This is a genomic window from Stenotrophomonas sp. JAG2 (assembly GCF_041080745.1).
Lineage (GTDB): Bacteria > Pseudomonadota > Gammaproteobacteria > Xanthomonadales > Xanthomonadaceae > Stenotrophomonas > Stenotrophomonas maltophilia_AA.
Map to the genome: position 1 here is coordinate 103,834 of NZ_JBEUMH010000001.1, position 16,489 is coordinate 120,322.

Genomic DNA, 16,489 nt, shown 5'->3' on the forward strand with positions numbered 1-16,489 from the left:
AATACGTCATCGCCCTGCCCTGGTCCCGGCGCGGTGCCGGGGCGCAGCGGCGGGCAAACCGCGCTCAGGCGCGGCGCGCGCCCGGGGCCAGCGGCAGCACCGCGACCAGCCAGACCAGCCACACACCGAAGGCCACCCGCTGGGCCAGCGGCGCCGGCAGCAGCACCTGCAGCGCGAAGGCCGACAGCAGCACGCCCAGCCCGCAAGCCAGGTGCAGCGCGCCCACGGCCTGCCACGCCGGCAGCCGCAGCGCACCGATCCCGGACATCACCGCCCCGGGCACGAAGGCCAGCACCCAGACCATCCACGCACTGGCGTGGTACTGGCTGGCGGGATTGTCCAGATCGCTGGTATCCAGCGGCAACACCCCCATCGCGGTAAAGCCGACCCCGGCCAGCATCAGCAGCTGCGCGCCCACCCGCATCGACCAGGGCGCCGTCCGCGGCACCCGCAGCAGCAGGCGCAGGGCGACGAGGCTGGCGAGCAGGCCCGGCAGCGCGAAGCCGACGATGTTGAACGCCAGCGCATGCGGCACGCCCATCGCGCCGAGCAGCGCGACCGGGTGGCCGATCGGATCGAACAGCGGCAGCGCTGCGCCGAAGCCCAGCACTGCGCCCACGAACAACACGGCAGCGGCAATGCCGAGCGCACGTTCCCAACGATGAAGTCCCGACATGCTGCACCCGGCCTGTTCACAAGGCCTGCATTGTCGCCGTTCCCGGCCGATTCCGCCCGTGGGGTTGCGTCCGGCGGCGGGCGGCACCATACACTTCCTCTCCAGTTTCCCGTTGATCTGAAACCATGAGCGATCTGCCGCACGTATTTGACGCCACCACCGAGACCTTCGAGACCGAGGTCCTGCAGAAATCCCTGCAGACCCCCGTGCTGGTCGATTTCTGGGCCACCTGGTGCGGCCCCTGCAAGACCCTGGGCCCGATGCTGGAAAAGCTGGCCGGCGAATACCACGGTGCCTTCGAGCTGGCCAAGGTCGATGTCGACAAGGAACAGCAGATCGCGGCCGCCTTCCAGATCCGCTCGGTGCCGACCGTGTTCCTGGTCAAGGGCGGGCAGATCGTCGATGGTTTCCCCGGCGCGGTACCGGAAGGTCAGCTGCGCGAGTTCCTGACCCAGCATGGCGTGGTGCCGCTGGAGGCCGCAGCAGAAGCCGAAGCCGAGGACGCCGTCGAAGCCGCTCCGCTCGATCCGCAGGCCCAGGTCGACGTGCTGCGCGCGGCCATCGCCGCCGAGCCGGACAAGGAGGAGCTCAAGCTCGACCTCGCCCTGGCCCTGCTGCAGACCGGCGCCACCGCCGAAGCCACGGCACTGATCGATGCGCTGCCGGCCAATCTGTCCACCGATGATCGCGCCGTGCGCGCCCGGGCCCGCCTGGAGTTCGCCAGCGCGCTGCAGGACGCGCCGGCTGCCGAGGTGCTGGACGCCCGCATTGCCGCGAACGGCGACGATCTGCAGGCCCGCCACCTGCGTGGCGTGCAGCTGCTGCTGTCCGGGCAGGACGCGGCCGCGCTGGAGCAGTTCCTGGACATGCTGCGGCGGGACCGCACGTATGACGACGGTCGCCCGCGCAAGCTGCTGATCGACGCCTTCAAGGTGATCGAGGATGAAGATCTGGTCGGCCAGTACCGCCGCCGGATGGCGTCGCTGCTGTTCTGATCGATCAGGGCCAGCGCCTGCCGGTGCGCTGGCCCTGCAAAGTTGTCTATCCGAACGCTCGTCTTCGATGTGTGACGTGAATCACGTTCAGAAACCCTGCACGGCTCCCGGGCAATAATGCCGCCGCGGCCCATTGGAGGCCGCGATCCATCGGGGAGGATGAGGTCTGGGCCATGGCGGCCTACTTGGCTGCGCCCCGCCTTGCAGGGCCGTGAACGACCGTGAGATTGACCCGATTGCCTTGTTTCTCTTTGGCTGCCCGCCTGTTGATGCTGGTGGCCTTGATGCTGTCCGCCGCGCCGCTCCTGGCCCAGGATTGGACCTACCGGGTCCGGCCCGGCGATACGATCTGGGACCTCAGCGCCCGCTACCTGAAACCGAGCATCGCCTGGGAACAGCTGCAGTCGCACAACCGCATCGCCGATCCCTACCGCCTGCCGCCCGGCAGCCAGCTGCGCTTCCCGGTGGCCTGGCTGCAGGTGCAACCCGCCCCGGCGCGGGTGCTCGCCGTCCGCGGCCCGGTGCAGAGCCAGGCCGACGGTCAGCCCCGCCGCGATGTGCTGGAAGGCGATCTGCTGCGGATCGGCCAGGAACTTGTCACCGGCGAGGATGCCAGCGTCACCGTGGTGTTCGCCGATGACTCGCGCCTGCAGCTGCGCGAACGTTCGCGCCTGCGCTTCGATCAGCTCTCCCGCTACGGCCACACCGGCATGGTCGACACCCGCCTGCGCCTGGAGCAGGGCCGCGCCAGCAACCGGGTGACGCCCGCCAATGGTCCGGCGTCGCGCTTCATCATCGATGCGCCCACCGCGACCAGCAGCGTGCGTGGCACCGTGTTCCGGGTCAGCGCCGGCCTCGAGGGCCGCGGCGCGGCGACCGAAGTGCTGGAAGGGCGCGTGCAGGTCGGCAACCGCCGCGGCCAGCGCCTGGTCACCCGTGGCCAGGCCACGCGCAGCCCCTCGCTCGATGCCCGACCGGCCGGCGTGGAAGCCTTGCTGCCCGCGCCCGTGCTGTCCACCGATCCGCAGCGGCTGGCCACCCTGCCCGCGGCCCTGGCCTGGCAGCCGGTGACGGACGCCGTCGGCTACCGGGTCGAAGTCGTCCGCGCCGATCAACCCGACGTGCTGATGTTCGCGCGCGACACCGACGCCACCGCGCTCACCCTGCCCGACCTGCCGCCGGGCGAGCTCCGCGTGCTGGTGCGGGCGGTCAGCGTGGCGCAGGTCGAAGGCCTGGATGCCGGGCAGGATTTCGAGGTGCGTGACCAGCCGGTCGCACCGCTGACCGTGCGCCCGCTGCATGGCCAGACCGTCAACAGTGCCCGACCGCGCTTCGAGTGGGCCCGGGTCGCCGATGCCGAGCGCACCGTGCTGCAGATCGCCCGCGATCCGCAGTTCCTCGCCCCGGTGCTGGAGCAGGACGGCCGCGGCACGCATCTGCGTCCGGGCCAGGACCTGGCGCCCGGCGACTACGTCTGGCGGGTGGCGTCGGTGGACCGCAACGGCCATCGCGGCCGTTTCGGCCAGCCCCTGCCGCTGACCATCACCGATCTGCCGGTCGACCCGGCCCTGCAGCCGCCCGAAGCCGCCAAAGGCCAGCTGACGCTGCGGTGGCAGGCCGGCGAACCCGGCCAGCGCTATCGCGTGCAGCTGGACCGCCGCGGCGATTTCAGCGCGCCGCTGCTCGACCGCGAGCTCGACCAGCCGGAGGTGTCGATCAAGCGCCCCTGGCGCGGCACGCTGCACGTGCGCGTCCAGTACATCGACGAGGACGGTTACGCCGGTCCGTTTTCGCCGGCGCAGCAGATCGCCCTGCCGTGCCGCACCTGTTACGCCGCCGGGGGTGGTGCACTGCTGTTGTGGCTGCTGTTGTGACCCCCCTGCACCTGCCCTGGCCGCAACGCATCGTGCTGGCCGCCCTGGTCGGCGCGCTGGCGGTCGTGGCCAGTCACTGGCAGTGGTTCTGGAAACAGGATGAGGCGGTCTACGACGCGTACGTCGGCGGCTGGGAGTACACGCCGGATGCGCGCCTGCTGATCGTGGCGATCGACGACAACAGCCTGCAGCAGCTTGGCCAGTGGCCGTGGCCGCGCGGCACCCACGCACGCCTGCTGGACCGGCTCACCGACGCCGGCGCCGAGCGCGTGGTGCTGGACCTGATGCTGTCCGAACCGGATCGCCAGGACAGCACCCAGGATGCGGAACTGGCGGCGGCGATCCGCCGCAACGGACACGTGGTGCTGCCGGTGCTGGCCGCGCCGGCCAGTGGCCCGCGCATGGCCGAGGAACTGCTGCCGATCCCGCTGATCGCCGCCAACGCGGCCAGCCTGGGCCACACTGATATCGAAGTCGACGGCGATGGCGTCGCGCGTGGGCTATACCTCACCGCCGGGATCGGCGCACCGCACTGGCCGGCGCTTGGACTGGCACTGGCCGACACGCAGGGGCCGCTGCCCGGCCTGCACGACGACCAGCCGACGGTGGCCTCACCCTACCAGTGGCGCCGCGACCATTACGTGCGCGTGCGCTACGCCGGACCGCCCGAACGGTTCCCGCAGGTGTCCTACGCGGATGTGCTCGACGGCGACGTCGACCCGGCGCTGCTGCGCGGGCGCCTGGTGCTGGTCGGCATGACCGCCAGCGGCATCACGCCGCGCCTGCTCACCCCGACCACCCGCGAGCGCTGGATGAGCGGCAGCGAGTACCAGGCCAATGTCGCCTCGATGCTGCTTGCCGACAAGGTGATCAACCCGCTGCCGTCGGCCGGGCAGAGTGCCCTCACCGGGCTGCTGGTGGCGCTGTGCTGCCTGTTGCTGACGCTGCCGCGGGCGTGGCTGAGCGGGGTGCTCGCCCTGCCGCTGACGCTGCTGCTCAGCTTCGCCCTGCTGCGTGCGGGCAATCTCTGGTTCGCACCGGCCGCGGCCTTGACCGGCATGTTGACCGTGCTGCTGGCGTGGACGCTGTGGCGGGTCAGCGCCTGGCGGCGCCAGGCCAACAGCGATGCGCTCACCGGCTTGGGCAACCGGCTGCGCTTCGAGCAGACCCTGCAGGCCGAGCACGACGCCGGCCGGCGCAGCGGGCGGCCGCTGAGTCTGGTGCTGATCGACGTGGATCACTTCAAGCGCCACAACGATGAGTTCGGTCATCAGGCCGGCGACACCGTGCTGCGCCGGATCGCCCAGGAAATCCGTGCGCACGCGCGTCGTCCGCGTGACATGGCCGCCCGCTTCGGCGGCGACGAGTTCGCGCTGATCCTGCCCGACACCACGCCGGAAGGCGCGGTGCAGGTGGTGCAGGATCTGGTGGCCCGGGCGCAGGGCCTGGAGATTCCAGCCGGCCGCGGCGCGACCACGCATATCACCCTGAGCGCGGGCGTGTTCACCCGCATCCCGAGCCCCGGCACGGAACCTCGGCATTATTTCGAAGGGGCCGACGCGGCGCTTTACCAGGCCAAGGCCGCGGGGCGGAACGGCTATGCGGTCGACGACGGCGGCCCCGGCTGAGCCTCCACCGCCCACCATACGCAAGCGAATGGTAGACTCCGATCACCTCCCCAGCGTGACGTGATCCGAATGAAGGCCTCCGTCTTCCGCCACGGCATCAATCTATGGCCGCCGTTCCTGTTCACCGGCATCCACGTGACCGATGTCAGTCCGGACTACCGCCATGTGCGCGTCGAGCTGCGCATGCGCCCGTGGAACCGCAACTACGTGGGCACGCATTTCGGCGGCAGCCTGTTCGCGATGACCGATCCGTTCTGGATGCTCACCGTGATGCAGAACCTCGGCCGTGATTACTACGTCTGGGATCGCGCCGGCGAGATCGAGTTCCTCAAGCCGGGACGCGGCACGGTGGTGGCCGAGTTCCGGCTGGACGAGGCACTGCTCGACCAGCTGCGCGCCGCCACCGCCAGCGGCGGGAAATACCTGCACTGGTTCAGCAATGACATCGTCGATGCCAACGGCGAGGTGATCGCCCGCGTGCGCAAGCAGGTCTACCTGCGGCTCAAGCCCGAGGCACGCCAACGCGCGGGGTGAGTCCTGTCGCGCTTGCTATGCTCGCGCGCCTGATCACCGCCACGGAAGACCATGCGCCTGCTCCTGTTGACCCCGCTGCTGCTCACCGCCCTGACCGCGTCTGCGCAGGAACTGCGGATACCGCCGGTCGACTATCCGGTGCTGCCGGCGCGCGCCACCACGGCCGAGGGTTTCCTGCCGTCCGGGTGGCGCATCGAGGAACAGCTCAGCGGCGATCTCAACGGCGACAAACGCGATGATCTCGTTCTGGTGCTGCGCCAGCAGGATCCGCGCAACATCGTCGAACACGATGGCTTCGGCATCAGCCCGCTGGACAGCAACCCGCGCATGCTCGCCATTGCGTTCGCTGGTCCGGCGGGCGGTTACACGCTCGCCGCGCAGAACCACACGTTGATCACCCGCCACGAGGCGCCGAACCTGTCCGATGTCTTCGAGGACGGTCCCGGCGTCTCGATCGTGCGCGGCACGCTGCGCACCACGCTGTACTTCTTCTCCAACGCCGGCAGCTGGTCGACGGGTTCGGCCAGCTTCACCTTCCGCTGGCAGGACGGCGCTTTCGCGTTGATCGGCTACGACAACAGCTCGCTGATGCGCAACTCGGGGCACACCGAAAGCCTGAGCATCAACTACGCGACCCGCCGCGTGCGCTACACCGAGGGCAGCATCGACTCGGACGAAGACAGCGTGCGCTGGGAGACGCTCACCACGCCACGCCGCTGGACGCTGGAGACGGTGGGCGATGGCAGTGCATTCCAGCCGCTGGAAGCGACGGACGACCGCTAGGACGCCGCCAACCGCGCGCCGCTTACCGTGCCGGCGCGCGCATCGGCACCCGCAGTGTCGGCCCGAGCTCGTCCACGACCACGCGCCGATCCACCTGCAACCACTGCCCCTCTTCGCTGAGCACCGGCGTGCGCGTGGGCGAGCGCAGCGCCTCCGGCAACGTCTGCAGCGCCACGGACGCCTCCACGGGCTGTTGCCGCAGCCAGCGCTGCGCCGCCACCAGGCGCAGCATCGCGGCGGCGTCCTGCGGGCGGCCCGCGTACTGCCGCATGTCCGGTCCGCTGATGTTGGCCAGGGTGCAGCCCAGCGGATTGGCGATGCAGGCGAAGCGATCCTGCGCCGGCCCGGGAATCGGCGTGGGCGCATCCCGCGCGGCCACCAGCTCGGCGCTCGCCGCGCATGCCCACGCGTAGCGAGGCGCGATGCGTGCCTGGGTGCGTGGCACATCCAACAGCAGGCGATTCCCCTCCGGATCCCCGCTCGACAGACGCAGCCCCGCCCCGGCCAGCGCGAACTCACCGCGCATCGCGGTGCACAGGCTCTGCTCGTCAGGCGTCATTGGCGCCAGTGCAGCGTCGCAGACCGCAGGCACGGGCGCATCCGCGGGCAGTTCGACCAGGATGTCGGCCAGCACCCGCGCGTTGCTCTCCACCATCGCCGCGCCGATCATGCTGGTGACCAGGGTGTCGCCCTGCCCGGCCATCCGGCGCCCACTGAGGATGTCCCCACAGGCACCGGCCAGTGCGGCGCCACTGTCGCCACGCACATGGGCAAGCGCGTGCGCGGACACCGGATCGAACACCGGCTGGAAGGCCGGCAGCGGCACCATCGGGTCGGTGTCGAACGGCGTGAACGGGGAGACGAAGTGACCGTAGCCGGCGATCGCAGCCACGCGCTGGTGAAACGCTTCGTGGCCGGCATGCGCGGCCTGGAACCTGTCGGGGTCGGCGCGCACCGCCTCGAGACAGCCGACGGCCCGGCGGCCGCAGCTCGCCGAGCCCGGACGCGGGGTCGTGGGGTAGCGCCCGTCCGCGCTGGAGTCCTGGGGCCGCTGGCCGGGCGTCCCCTGGCGCCAACGCGCGGCATCCTGCGCCATCACGGCCTCGCGGCCGGCGGCATCCAGGCCGTCATGGCGCAGGGTCCACAACGCGCTGAAGCCATTCGCGCCGGGCGTGGGCAGCGGTGCCTGCAGCAGCCGCATCGCCTCGCGCTGCTCGGCCGGCAGCGGCCAGAACCGCGAGGCGGCCCAGAGTCCGACCAGGGCCAGCAGCAGGCTCAGGATCGAGACGACCACCCATTTCAGTCCATTCCTCACCACAGTGTTCTCCCCGGACCCCGCGTCCTGCGGGGACCGGCAGCGTAAACCGGGCATCGCCCCCGCTACAATGCGCGGATGTCGCCCGAAGCCCCCCAACTCGTTCCGCGTCCCTCCCTGCAGCGGCTGTTCCTGACCGGCCTGCTGACCCTGCTGCCGATCTGGCTGACCTGGGTGGTGGTCAAATTCGTGTTCGTGCTGCTCTCGGGCATCTCCAGCCCGCTGGTGGTGCCGCTGTCCGAGCAGATCGCCGCCTCGTTCCCGCATTACCTGGGCTGGATCAAGGTCGAGTGGATGCAGGACATCATCGCCCTGGCCGCCACCCTGCTGGTGATCCTGTCGGTCGGCGTGCTCAGCCGCCGCGTGATCGGCCAGCGCCTGCTGCGCTGGTTCGGTGCGGTGATCAAGCGCATCCCGCTGGCGAGCATCATCTACGACAGCGCCAAGAAGCTGCTGGACATGCTGCAGACCGAACCGGGCAGCACCCAGCGCGTGGTGCTGATCGACTTCCCGCATCGCGACATGAAGTCGGTCGGCCTGGTGACGCGGGTGATGAAGGAAGAAGGCAGCGGCCGCGAGCTGGCCGCCGTATACGTACCCACCACCCCCAATCCGACCTCGGGCTATCTGGAAATCGTGCCGGTCGAGCTGTTGACGCCCACCGACTGGACCGTGGACCAGGCGATGAGTTTCATCATCTCCGGCGGCGCGGTCGCCCCGGAAACCATGCCGTTCACCCGCGCCGGCGATCGCTGATGCCTGCGGCAGCCCTGCGCTGCCGCAGCTGACTGGGCGCCGTACATGACAAAGCTGACCGGGGATCGATGCTGGCCGTACGCAGGCGAATCGGGCAAGCTCCCGTGTCTGTGCGTTTACGGAAACAGCCGATGCCCCACCCCGCCCGCGCCCTGGCGCTTGCCATCGCCGCATTGATGGCCTTCAGCGCCGCCGCCCCGGCCGAAGCTGCCAAGAAAAAGGCCACCCGGCCCGCCGCGACGCAGTCCCGGCCCGCCGCCAAGCCCAAGGCCAAGCCGCGTGCACGCCCGGCCGCCGCCCCGGCCCGCCAGCCGCTGGTGCGCCAGCAGAGCAAGGCCGCCCAGCTGGACCGCATCTACGACGAATACTGGGATGCCTCGATGCGGCTCAATCCGCTGCAGGCCACCTTCCAGGGCGACAGCCGCCACAACGATCAGCTCTCCAACATCCTCTCGGCCGCCTATCGGCAGCAGTCGCATGACTTCACCGTGGAATGGCTGGGCAAGGTCGAGAAGATCGGTCCGGACGGCCTGACCGGCCAGGACCTGCTCAGCTACGAGATCTTCGTGCGCGATGCGCGCATGTCGCTGGCCGCCGAGCAGTTCCCCGGCTGGATGTTGCCGGTGAGCCAGTACTACAACCTGGGCAGCATCATGGCCATCCTCGGCTCCGGCTCCGGCGCGCAACCGTTCAACACGGTGCAGGATTACGACGGCTGGTCGCGCCGCTCGCTGGGCATTCCCGCCCTGTTCGAACAGGCCATCGCGAACATGCGCCAGGGCATGGCCGCCGGCGTGGTGCAGCCGCGCGATCTGATGGAAAAAGTGCTGCCGCAGCTGGATGCGGTGATCAAGCCGACCGCCGAAGAGAGCATCTTCTGGGCGCCGGTGCGCAACCTGCCCGAGGATTTTCCGGCGGCCGACAAGGCGCGGATCACCGCCGAGTACAAGCGCATGATCGAGTTCCGCATCATGCCGTCCTACCGCGCCCTGCGTGGTTTCATCGCCACCGAGTACCTGCCCGCTGCACGCAGCACCGATGGCCTGGCCGGCCTGCCCGGCGGCAAGGCCTGGTATGCGCAGACCATCGTGCAGAGCACCGCCTCCACGCTGACGCCCGAGCAGATCCATGCACTGGCCGAACAGCGCGTGGCCTCGCTGCAGGCGCAGATAGCCACGATCATGAAAGAGAACAGGCTTCGCGGCTCGCAGCAGAAGCTGCTGCGCACCATGCGCACCGACCGCGATTTCCAGTACGCCAACGCCGATGCGCTGATCAACCGGTACAAGCAGCTGCAGAGCCAGGTCAATGCGCGCCTGCCGACCCTGCTCGGCACGCTGCCGAAGGCGCCGATGGAGATCCGCGCGGTCGAGCCCGAGCGCACGGCCACCGCCGGCGCGGTGAGCTACCAGCAGCCGCTGCCGGACGGGATGCGCCCGGGCGTGCTGTACATCAACACCGGCGATCTGCCGAGCCGCCGCCGCTGGTCCGCGCCGATGCAGTTCCTGCATGAGGGCGTCCCGGGCCATCACGTGCAGCTGGGCCTGCAGCAGGAACTGGACAAGCTGCCGCGCTTCCGTCGCCTGGGCGGCGATATCGCCTTCGTCGAGGGCTGGGGCCTGTATGCCGAATCGCTGGGCGAGGAACTGGGCGTCTACCGGGATCCGTACGAGCGCATCGGCTACCTGCAGGCCGCGCTGACCCGCGCCGCGCGCATGTCCGCCGACACCGGCGTGCACGCGCAGGGCTGGAGCAAGCGCCAGGCGGTCGATTACCTGGTCAAGACCGCGGACATGAGCGCCGCCGATGCCACCGCCGAAGTCGAGCGCTTCATGGCCCTGCCCGGCCAGACCCTGGCCAACGGGCTGGGCGAGCTGAAGATGATGGAGCTGCGCGACAAGGCCAAGGCGGCGCTGGGGCCGCGTTTCGACGCGCGCCGCTTCCATGAGGAAGTCCTGCGCGACGGCTCGATGCCGCTGGACATCCTGGATGCCAAGATCGCCCGCTGGATCGCCAGCGAGAAGGGTGCGACAACACCTGCGCCCTGACCCCCGAAGGAAACGAGCATGCACATCGTCCGGCATCTGCGTGTGTGGATCAGTGCGATGTGCATCGCCGGGAGCGGTGCTGTCGTGGCAGCGCCGGTGCTGACGCCACCGGACCCGGGCATCGATGCGCTGATGCAGCGCTACGACGGCCAGGTTCCGGGCGCGGCAGTGCTGGTACTGCACGACGGCAAACCGGTGTTCCGTCGCGGCTACGGGTTGGCGGTGCTGGAAGATGGCACCGCGGTGACCGCGCAGACCAATTTCCGCCTGGCCTCGGTCAGCAAGCAGTTCACCGCCGCGGTGATCCTGCTGCTGGCCGAAGATGGCGCGCTGACCCTGGACGATCCGGTGAAACGCTGGCTGCCCTCGCTGCCGGCTGCGGCGGATGCGATCACCCTGCGCCAGCTGCTCAGCCACACCGGCGGCCTGCTCGATTACGAAGACCTGATGGCCGCCGACGCGACCGCGCAGGTGCATGACCAGGATGTCCTGCATCTACTGGAAGGCCAGGATCGAACGTACTTCGCACCGGGCACGGCCTACCGCTACAGCAACAGCGGTTACGCGCTGCTGGCGCTGGTGGTCGGCAAGGCCTCCGGCACCGATTTCGCCCGCTTCCTGCGCCAGCGCATCTTCCTGCCGCTCGGCATGCACGACAGCGTCGCCCACCAGGACGGCGTGGACGACATCGCGCGCCGCGCCTACGGTTACAGCGAGCAAGACGGGCGCTGGCAGCGTACCGACCAGAGCCCGACCAGTGCGGTGCTCGGCGATGGCGGCGTGTATGCGTCGCTGGATGACCTGGCCCGCTGGGACGCGGCGCTGTATGACCAGCGCCTGCTGAAGGCGACATCGTTGAAGCAGATGTTCTCGCCTGCCACGCGCACCGCCGAGCCGGACGTGCCGTTCTACGGTTTCGGCTGGCGTCTCAACGGTAGCGCGCAGTGGCACAGCGGCGAGAGCATAGGCTTCCGCAACGTGATACTGCGCTATCCGGCGCAGCGCCTCACGGTGATCGTGCTCAGCAACCGCAACGCCCCCGAACCCTATCCGCTGGCGCTGCAGATCGCCCGGCGCTGGCTGGACACCCTGCAATGAACGATACGCACACTTCTCTCTTGTTCGGCGTGCACCACGTGGCGTTGATCGCCGCGGACTACGCACGCTCGAAGGCGTTCTACACGCGCGTGCTCGGGCTGCGGGTCATCGCCGAGAACTACCGGCAGGCGCGCGACTCCTGGAAGCTCGACCTGGCCCTGCCCGACGGCAGCCAGCTGGAGCTGTTCTCCTTCCCGGGCGCACCGCCCCGGCCCAGCCGCCCGGAGGCGCAGGGCCTGCGCCACCTGGCCTTCCGCGTGCACGCACTGGAACCGATGATCGAGCGGCTGACCGCGGCCGGCGTGGCCTGCGAGCCGATCCGGGTGGACGAGTACACCGGCCGCCGGTTCACCTTCTTCGCCGACCCGGACGACCTGCCGCTGGAGCTGTACGAAATCCCGGCCGACGCCGGCTGATCCGTGCGTCGGGCACGTTCCGTACCGGAGCGAATGGGTATACAGTCGGCCCTGTACCGGCCGCCTGCGCCGGCGTTCACGGACATCCCTGGGAGGGGAACATGCGCAAGACTTTCAAGACCCTGTTGCTGGCGCTGCCGCTGATGATGGCCGCGATGTCGGCCAGCGCCGCCGACGGCGCCGGCGGCCGCTGGAAGACCATCGACGACAAGACCGGCAAGGTGAAGTCGATCGTGGAGATCACCCAGGCCACCAACGGCACCCTGACCGGCAAGGTCGTGGACATCCTGCACTCCGACAAGGGCCCCAATCCGGTCTGCGACGGCTGCGAGGGCGCCAACAAGAACAAGCCGGTCAAGGGCATGACCATCCTGTGGAACCTGAAGGCCGATGGCGCCAACGCCTGGTCCGGCGGCACCATCCTGGATCCGGGCAACGGCAAGACCTACAAGTCCAAGATGAAGCTGCAGACCGGCGGCGCCAAGCTGGACGTGTCCGGCTGCGTGGCCTTCATCTGCCGCGCCCAGACCTGGGTCCGCGAGTAAGCCCGGCGCGGGTTCCAGCCCCCGTAACCCGGCTTCGGCCGGGTTACTGCGTTTTGGCGTGCGATAATCCCCGGTTCCCCTGGCAACAGCGCCCATCATGACCCGCACCGCTCTCGTCACCACCGCCCTGCCCTACGCCAACGGCCCGCTGCACCTGGGCCACCTGGTCGGCTACATCCAGGCTGACATCTGGGTGCGCGCGCGTCGAATGAGCGGCGGCAAGACCTGGTTCGTCTGCGCCGATGACACCCATGGCACCCCGATCATGCTCGCGGCCGAAAAGGCCGGCGTGACCCCGGAGGCCTTCATCGCCAACATCCAGGCCAGCCATGAGCGCGATTTCGCCGCGTTCGGCGTTGCGTTCGACCACTACGACTCCACCAACTCGGCGGCCAACAAGGCGCTGACCGAAGCCTTCTACCTCAAGCTCGAGGCCGAAGGCCACATCGCGCGCCGCTCCGTGGCCCAGTTCTATGACCCGGCCAAAGGCATGTTCCTGCCGGATCGCTACATCAAGGGCATCTGCCCGAACTGCGGCACCCCGGACCAGTACGGCGACAACTGCGAAGTGTGTGGTGCCACCTATAGTCCGACCGACCTGAAGGACCCGAAATCCGTGATCTCCGGCGCCACGCCGGAAATCCGCGATTCGGAGCATTTCTTTTTCGAGGTCGGCCGCTTCGAAGGCTTCCTGCGCGAGTGGCTGGCCGGCGACGTCGCCCTGCCCGGCGTCAAGGCCAAGCTGGGTGAGTGGCTCAACGCCGAAGGCGGCCTCCGCGCGTGGGACATTTCGCGCGATGCGCCGTACTTCGGCTTCCAGATTCCGGGCCACCCGGGCAAGTACTTCTACGTCTGGCTCGACGCGCCGATCGGTTACCTGTCCAGCTTCCAGGCCCTGTGCGCGAAGACCGGCGAAGACTTCGACGCGCACCTGCGCGCCGGCACCAGCACCGAGCTGCACCACTTCATCGGCAAGGACATCGTGAACTTCCACGGTCTGTTCTGGCCGGCGGTGCTGCATGGCACCGGCCACCGCGCGCCGACCCGCCTGCACGTCAACGGCTACCTGACCGTGGACGGCGCCAAGATGTCCAAGTCGCGCGGCACCTTCGTGATGGCCCGCACCTACCTGGATGAAGGGCTGGAACCGGAAGCGCTGCGCTATTACTTCGCGGCCAAGTCCTCCGGCGGCGTCGACGATCTCGACCTCAACCTGGGCGACTTCATCGCGCGCGTCAACGCGGACCTGGTCGGCAAGTTCGTCAACCTGGCCAGCCGCTGCGCCGGCTTCATCAGCAAGCGCTTCGAAGGTCGCCTGGCCGCTGCGCTGCCCGATGCGGCCCAGTACGACCGCTTCGTCGCCGCGCTGGCGCCGATCCGCGAGGCGTACGAGCGCAACGATCCGGCCAGCGCGCTGCGCCAGACCATGGCACTGGCCGACGAGGCCAACCGCTACATCGACGATGAAAAGCCATGGGTGATCGCCAAGCAGGAGGGCGCGGACGCGCAGCTGCAGTCGGTCTGTACCCAGGGCCTGAACCTGTTCCGCGTGCTGGTCACCGCGCTCAAGCCGGTGCTGCCGGCCACCGCCGCGCAGGCAGAGGCCTTCCTGGCCGCGCCGGTGCACGCCTGGACCGACATCGCCGCCCCGCTGACCGCGCACACCATCGCGGTGTACGAGCCCCTGTTCACCCGTATCGACCCGAAAAAAATCGACGCCATGACCGACGCTTCCAAGGACACCCTGCAGGCCGCCATCCCGGCCCCCGCCGCCCCGGCCAAACCGGCCAAGCCCGCTGCCGCACCGGCACCGGTCGCTGCGGCCGATGGCGAGGCCACACCGGCCTACATCGGCATCGACGACTTCGCCAAACTGGATCTGCGCATCGGCAAGGTGCTGGTCTGCGAGTTCGTGGAAGGCTCGGACAAGCTGCTGCGCTTCGAACTCGATGCCGGTGACCTGGGCAAGCGCCAGATCTTCTCCGGCATCCGCGCCAGCTACGGCGATCCGGAACAGCTGGTCGGCCGCAGCGTGGTGTTCATCGCCAACCTGGCCCCGCGCAAGATGCGCTTCGGCCTGAGCGAAGGCATGATCCTGTCGGCCGGTTTCGACGGTGGCGCGCTCGCCCTGCTGGACGCCGATAGCGCCGCGCTGCCGGGCATGCCGGTCCGCTGACCGCGGCGGCAGGGCGGCCACGCGGTCGCCCTGCCACGCTCTTCTGCCTGGAGGTGTGGGTTGGAACTGGCGCTGTTCGATTTCGACCACACGGTCACCAGCTGCGATACCTACGGGCGTTTCCTGCGTCGCGTGGCCACACCCGAACAGCTTGCACGGGCCTGGTGGAAAGTGGGTCCGTGGCTGCTGGCGTACCGCCTCAAGCTGATCTCGGCCAAGCGCCTGCGCGCGCGCGTCACCCGCCTGACCTTCACCGACCGCCATGTCGAGGACATCACCGCGCAGGCCGCGGGCTATGCGCGTGACGTGCTGCCCGACGTGATGCGGCCGGAGATGCTCGACCAGATCCACTGGCACCTCACGCAGCAGCACACCGTGGTGATCGTGTCCGGCTCGCTGGACCTGTATCTGCGGCCGTGGTGCGAGACGCTCGGGCTGGACCTGATCTGCAACCGGCTGGAAAGCCGCGACGGACGCCTCACCGGGCGATACGCCGAGGGCGACTGCGGGCCGCGCAAGGTGGAGCACATCCGCCAGCGTTACGACCTCACGCGCTACCTGCGCATCCACGCCTACGGCGACAGCCGCGAAGACCGCCCGATGCTCGCGCTCGCCCACGAGCCCTGGTATCGCGGCAAGCCCATCAAGTCCCGTCGGGCGGAACCGGCGAGCACGCCCACTGCCCGGCACAGCCGGGCCTGATGCCCCACCGCGCAGCCACCGCCACGCCATGAGCCCCACCATCGACACCTTGACCGAACGCCTCGATCGACTGTTGCCGCAGACCCAATGCGGGCAATGCGGCTACGACGGCTGCCGCCCGTATGCCGAGGCCATGGCGCGTGGCGCGGCGGGCATCGATCACTGCCCGCCCGGCGGCGATGCCGGCGCGCGCGCGCTGGCGAATGCACTGGGTGTGCCGGCGGTGCCGTTCGACCGCTCGCGCGGCGAACACAAGGCACCGCAGGTCGCGGTGGTGATCGAAGCGGACTGCATCGGCTGCACCAAATGCATCCAGGCCTGCCCGGTCGATGCGATCGTCGGCGGCGCCAAGTACATGCACACCGTCATCGCCGATCTGTGCACCGGCTGCGAGCTCTGCATCCCGCCGTGTCCGGTGGACTGCATCGACCTGGTCAGCGCGCGCCGGCCGTAACGCGGGGCGCTGGACGCCTCGCGACGGCGGCGGGAGGGTGCGGTTACGGCAGGGCCGCCGTCACCACGATCTCGACTTTCCAGCTCGGATCGGCCAGCTTGGCTTCCACGGTGGCGCGTGCCGGGGTCATGCCTGCCACCACCCACTCATCCCACGCGGCATTCATGCCGGCGAAATCGCCGATGTCGGCGAGGAAAATCTCCGCACGCAGGATGTGCTGCTTGTCGCTGGCCACCAGCGCCAGCAGCTTGTCGATTTCTTCCAGCACCTGGCGGGTCTGGCCGGTGATGTCCTGGCTGGTGTCTTCGGGGATCTGCCCGGAGAGATAGGCGACCTTGTTGTGCACGGTCATTTCGGACATGCGCGGGCCGACATCGAAACGTTCCAACATGGCAATTACTCCTCTGGATGAAACCGCATTGTCACCGATGCGGCGCGCGCCTGCCGGATGCTGCGCGCAAAGCGGCCACAGCATGCACAGCGCACCCG

16 protein-coding genes are annotated in these 16,489 nt (G+C 69.3%); 13 read left to right on the top strand and 3 right to left on the bottom strand.

Annotated elements, in window-relative coordinates; genetic code table 11:
- Nucleotides 1-64: 64 nt before the first annotated feature.
- Entirely contained in the window at nt 65-676 is a 612-nt protein-coding gene (locus AB9O74_RS00465) for a DUF998 domain-containing protein (RefSeq protein ID WP_369348050.1), read from the bottom strand.
- A gap of 125 nt (nt 677-801) precedes the next feature.
- Here AB9O74_RS00465 and trxA point away from each other — a divergent pair, with 125 nt between their 5' ends.
- From trxA to AB9O74_RS00490, 5 genes are all read left to right on the top strand, one after another.
- Nucleotides 802-1,671 carry a thioredoxin gene (gene trxA / locus AB9O74_RS00470; protein WP_369348051.1) on the top strand — a complete coding sequence of 290 codons (870 nt, stop codon included), beginning with the start codon at nt 802-804 and terminating at the stop codon, nt 1,669-1,671.
- Nucleotides 1,672-1,940: 269 nt separating this feature from the next.
- Nucleotides 1,941-3,545 (top strand): FecR domain-containing protein, encoded by a 1,605-nt coding sequence (locus tag AB9O74_RS00475; protein WP_369348237.1) that lies wholly within the window; start codon nt 1,941-1,943, stop codon nt 3,543-3,545.
- A complete protein-coding gene (locus AB9O74_RS00480; RefSeq protein WP_369348052.1) occupies nt 3,542-5,173 on the top strand; it encodes a CHASE2 domain-containing protein in 1,632 nt (543 codons plus the stop codon). The genes AB9O74_RS00475 and AB9O74_RS00480 overlap by 4 nt, the downstream gene beginning before the upstream one ends.
- A gap of 69 nt (nt 5,174-5,242) precedes the next feature.
- Nucleotides 5,243-5,707 (top strand): DUF4442 domain-containing protein, encoded by a 465-nt coding sequence (locus AB9O74_RS00485; RefSeq protein ID WP_176989233.1) that lies wholly within the window; start codon nt 5,243-5,245, stop codon nt 5,705-5,707.
- A 51-nt stretch (nt 5,708-5,758) separates the two neighbouring features.
- Nucleotides 5,759-6,490: a hypothetical protein gene (locus AB9O74_RS00490; protein ID WP_369348053.1), complete on the top strand. Its 732-nt coding sequence runs from the start codon at nt 5,759-5,761 to the stop codon at nt 6,488-6,490.
- Nucleotides 6,491-6,512: 22 nt separating this feature from the next.
- On the opposite strand, the gene AB9O74_RS00495 is transcribed toward AB9O74_RS00490, so the two are convergent.
- Complete coding sequence (locus tag AB9O74_RS00495; protein WP_369348054.1) at nt 6,513-7,805, bottom strand: hypothetical protein; 1,293 nt, start codon at nt 7,803-7,805, stop codon at nt 6,513-6,515.
- Between the two features lie 78 nt (nt 7,806-7,883).
- Here AB9O74_RS00495 and AB9O74_RS00500 point away from each other — a divergent pair, with 78 nt between their 5' ends.
- The 8 genes from AB9O74_RS00500 to rnfB all read left to right on the top strand — a co-directional run bounded on the left by AB9O74_RS00500 (nt 7,884) and on the right by rnfB (nt 16,000).
- The gene (locus AB9O74_RS00500) at nt 7,884-8,561 is read left to right on the top strand and encodes a DUF502 domain-containing protein (protein WP_070425632.1); all 678 of its coding nucleotides are present in this window, start codon (nt 7,884-7,886) and stop codon (nt 8,559-8,561) included.
- A gap of 131 nt (nt 8,562-8,692) precedes the next feature.
- Nucleotides 8,693-10,609 carry a DUF885 family protein gene (locus AB9O74_RS00505; RefSeq protein ID WP_369348055.1) on the top strand — a complete coding sequence of 639 codons (1,917 nt, stop codon included), beginning with the start codon at nt 8,693-8,695 and terminating at the stop codon, nt 10,607-10,609.
- A 57-nt stretch (nt 10,610-10,666) separates the two neighbouring features.
- Nucleotides 10,667-11,707 carry a serine hydrolase domain-containing protein gene (locus AB9O74_RS00510; RefSeq protein WP_369348238.1) on the top strand — a complete coding sequence of 347 codons (1,041 nt, stop codon included), beginning with the start codon at nt 10,667-10,669 and terminating at the stop codon, nt 11,705-11,707.
- Nucleotides 11,704-12,123 carry a VOC family protein gene (locus AB9O74_RS00515; RefSeq protein WP_176989229.1) on the top strand — a complete coding sequence of 140 codons (420 nt, stop codon included), beginning with the start codon at nt 11,704-11,706 and terminating at the stop codon, nt 12,121-12,123. The genes AB9O74_RS00510 and AB9O74_RS00515 overlap by 4 nt, the downstream gene beginning before the upstream one ends.
- Nucleotides 12,124-12,224: 101 nt before the next feature.
- Nucleotides 12,225-12,668 carry a DUF2147 domain-containing protein gene (locus tag AB9O74_RS00520; RefSeq protein ID WP_369348056.1) on the top strand — a complete coding sequence of 148 codons (444 nt, stop codon included), beginning with the start codon at nt 12,225-12,227 and terminating at the stop codon, nt 12,666-12,668.
- 97 nt (nt 12,669-12,765) lie between these two features.
- On the top strand, nt 12,766-14,844 hold the full coding sequence (gene metG, locus AB9O74_RS00525; RefSeq protein ID WP_369348057.1) for a methionine--tRNA ligase: 2,079 nt from the start codon (nt 12,766-12,768) through the stop codon (nt 14,842-14,844).
- 60 nt (nt 14,845-14,904) lie between these two features.
- Complete coding sequence (locus AB9O74_RS00530) at nt 14,905-15,546, top strand: HAD family hydrolase (RefSeq protein WP_369348058.1); 642 nt, start codon at nt 14,905-14,907, stop codon at nt 15,544-15,546.
- A 28-nt stretch (nt 15,547-15,574) separates the two neighbouring features.
- Nucleotides 15,575-16,000 (top strand): Rnf electron transport complex subunit RnfB, encoded by a 426-nt coding sequence (gene rnfB, locus AB9O74_RS00535; protein ID WP_369348059.1) that lies wholly within the window; start codon nt 15,575-15,577, stop codon nt 15,998-16,000.
- Between the two features lie 43 nt (nt 16,001-16,043).
- On the opposite strand, the gene AB9O74_RS00540 is transcribed toward rnfB, so the two are convergent.
- Entirely contained in the window at nt 16,044-16,391 is a 348-nt protein-coding gene (locus AB9O74_RS00540; RefSeq protein ID WP_019183404.1) for a RidA family protein, read from the bottom strand.
- Nucleotides 16,392-16,489 lie beyond the last annotated feature (98 nt).

Coding starts and splice junctions, on each gene's coding strand:
- AB9O74_RS00465 (WP_369348050.1), bottom strand. CDS start 676: ATGTCGGGACTTCATCGTTGGGAACGTGCGCTCGGCATTGCCGCTGCC.
- trxA (WP_369348051.1), top strand. CDS start 802: ATGAGCGATCTGCCGCACGTATTTGACGCCACCACCGAGACCTTCGAG.
- AB9O74_RS00475 (WP_369348237.1), top strand. CDS start 1,941: ATGCTGGTGGCCTTGATGCTGTCCGCCGCGCCGCTCCTGGCCCAGGAT.
- AB9O74_RS00485 (WP_176989233.1), top strand. CDS start 5,243: ATGAAGGCCTCCGTCTTCCGCCACGGCATCAATCTATGGCCGCCGTTC.
- AB9O74_RS00490 (WP_369348053.1), top strand. CDS start 5,759: ATGCGCCTGCTCCTGTTGACCCCGCTGCTGCTCACCGCCCTGACCGCG.
- AB9O74_RS00500 (WP_070425632.1), top strand. CDS start 7,884: ATGTCGCCCGAAGCCCCCCAACTCGTTCCGCGTCCCTCCCTGCAGCGG.
- AB9O74_RS00505 (WP_369348055.1), top strand. CDS start 8,693: ATGCCCCACCCCGCCCGCGCCCTGGCGCTTGCCATCGCCGCATTGATG.
- AB9O74_RS00510 (WP_369348238.1), top strand. CDS start 10,667: ATGTGCATCGCCGGGAGCGGTGCTGTCGTGGCAGCGCCGGTGCTGACG.
- AB9O74_RS00515 (WP_176989229.1), top strand. CDS start 11,704: ATGAACGATACGCACACTTCTCTCTTGTTCGGCGTGCACCACGTGGCG.
- AB9O74_RS00520 (WP_369348056.1), top strand. CDS start 12,225: ATGCGCAAGACTTTCAAGACCCTGTTGCTGGCGCTGCCGCTGATGATG.
- metG (WP_369348057.1), top strand. CDS start 12,766: ATGACCCGCACCGCTCTCGTCACCACCGCCCTGCCCTACGCCAACGGC.
- rnfB (WP_369348059.1), top strand. CDS start 15,575: ATGAGCCCCACCATCGACACCTTGACCGAACGCCTCGATCGACTGTTG.
- AB9O74_RS00540 (WP_019183404.1), bottom strand. CDS start 16,391: ATGTTGGAACGTTTCGATGTCGGCCCGCGCATGTCCGAAATGACCGTG.